Origin of the sequence: uncultured Campylobacter sp., assembly GCF_937997595.1 — a bacterium.
Taxonomy (GTDB): Bacteria; Campylobacterota; Campylobacteria; order Campylobacterales; family Campylobacteraceae; genus Campylobacter_B.
The window spans coordinates 1-1,742 of record NZ_CALKTS010000213.1 but is presented as its reverse complement, the minus strand read 5'-3'; the positions used below and the strand labels follow the sequence as shown (position 1 = coordinate 1,742).

At 47.3% G+C, this 1,742-nt stretch carries 1 protein-coding gene; it reads left to right on the top strand.

The window, feature by feature from the left end:
- The coding region (locus tag Q0614_RS07360; RefSeq protein WP_366125049.1) for a DALR domain-containing protein at positions 1-506 on the top strand (506 nt) is incomplete at its 5' end.
- Positions 507-1,742 lie beyond the last annotated feature (1,236 nt).

The following is a 1,742-nucleotide window of genomic DNA, read 5'->3' as shown; positions in this document are numbered from 1 at the left end:
ATCTGCTTGCGAGCAAAAAGAGGCTAGATAAAATTTACCGCCTTAAAAAGCGCGTCCGTGACGTTTTAGCTCCCTCTGCAGGGCAAAATTCTACGCCTGAGCTGCCTGCTGCGGAGGCTAAATTTAGATCGGAGATGATGGAGTTTTTAAGCGATGATCTCAACACTTCGGGCGCGCTTGCGGTGCTAGGTAACTTCGTAGCAAACGCGAACGAAGCGCTAGATCGCGCGCCGAAAGACAAGGCGCTAAAGGCTCAGATCGCTGCGAATTTGGAGTTTGCGAAGCAGACGCTTGGAATTTTATATGAGGATGAGACCGAATACTTTCGCTTCGGCGTGAACGCGGAGCAAAGAGCGCAGATCGAGGAACTGATAAAACAGCGAGCGCAGGCGAAGGCAGAAAAGGACTTTGCGAGCGCGGATGCCATCAGGGCGCGCCTTACGGATATGAAGATCGAAGTGATGGATACGCCTGGCGGCACCGTTTGGGAGGCCGCAGCAGAATAAAACGTAAAATTTAGCACAAAATTTTACGTTAAATTTTATGATTTTACGATACAAAGCGTAAATCAGGACGCTAATCCGCGCGAAAATTTTAGCGTGATTTTTATCTAAAGCATTGCTATACCGCGGCGTGATTTTATTTAGCGATACAGTGCAGGAGCGATGTGTGGCGTGACGCGGCGACAGAAGCGCGAGGCGGATCGCTATTTTCATTCGTCGGCTCAGCTGATGCGGCGGCGCGATATAGCCGTGGCAAAATGGAGTAACGCTACGGCTCGTCTGCGCGTATTTACCGCGTTTTATCGGCAATGGACGATACGGCGGCGCGATATAGCGCGGTACAGCGGTAGCACTACGGCTTCGTCTGTGCGTAAATTTTAGTGCGATTTTATGGCAATTGGCGATGCAAAGTTGCGATGCAGCGCAGTGAAAGTAGCACTGCGGCAGCCTGTGCGTAAATTTTAACGCGACTAGGTGCAGTGGAACATGCTGTGGTGACGTGCAAATTTTGGCGCGATTTTTATAGCGATATTGTACGCGGGTGCACGCAGCGATGAAAGTCGCGATTTCATTTGTCGATACGGCTGATGTAGCGGCAAAGCCACAAGACAGGCTGCGATTTTCATTCGGCGGTGCGGCGGCGCAAAAGCGCAATGCGGCGCGGCGCTGCAAAATAGCGATATAACGCGATGCAATTACGATACGGCACTTTGTAGCGCTTTATGACGCCTCAAAGCATTTAACGCTTATGGCGTGCGAAAGTGTTCAGAGATCGCGATGAATAAAACTCGCTCGCTTTTAAGGCGCTTTGCGCTTTAAAAATGGTAATGTAAAAACCGCTCTGCGATGCGCAAAAGCCATTTTAAAGCGCTTTACGCTTTAAAAGCGGCAAACAAAAAAGCTAAATCTCGGCGTCATCCGCACGGTCGCCGCATGCGAGCGAGTTGATTTAGTGGGCTTGCGAAGCGCAAATTAGCCCCGCGCCGCCCCATAAATTTTGTGCTGCCTCGCGGCCGAAATTCTAAAATTTAAGGAATTTTAGAATTATAAATTTTGAAATTTTAGGAATTTTAGAATTATAAATTTTGGAATTTCAAGAATTTTGAAATTTCATGAATTTCTGGATTTTAAATTTTAAAAATTTTATAAAAAAGGATAGCATTTGAACGGCTTTAAAACTTTACTATCGCGCTTTAAGCCCTATTTTAGGGATTACAAGCCGCAGTTTGCATTGGCGAT